Source organism: Pseudomonas sp. 2995-1 (assembly GCF_002742505.1).
In the GTDB taxonomy this organism is placed as follows: Bacteria; Pseudomonadota; Gammaproteobacteria; order Pseudomonadales; family Pseudomonadaceae; genus Aquipseudomonas; species Aquipseudomonas sivasensis.
In genome coordinates this window covers 1-228 of the sequence record NZ_LJSA01000060.1, presented here as the reverse complement: position 1 = coordinate 228, position 228 = coordinate 1, and the positions used below count along the sequence as shown (strand labels likewise).

Annotated in this window: 1 protein-coding gene; it reads left to right on the top strand. The window is 43.0% G+C overall.

The window, feature by feature from the left end:
- A partial coding sequence (locus AOA61_RS32625; protein ID WP_143521131.1) for a family 43 glycosylhydrolase occupies positions 1-228 on the top strand: 228 nt, incomplete at both ends.

Here is a 228-nt window from a genome sequence, read left to right as displayed (position 1 = left end):
CTACTATTTATTAACTGCAGAGGGTGGAACGAAGTATGACCACCACGCGACGATTGCACGTTCAAAGAATATTAACGGACCATATGAAGTACACCCAGAAAATCCGTTAATTTCATCTTTTTACTCACCGCGTAATCCGTTACAAAAAGCGGGACACGGATCACTCGTTCAAACGCAGACAGATGAGTGGTTCTTAGTATACTTAACTGGACGTCCACTACCTAGAGA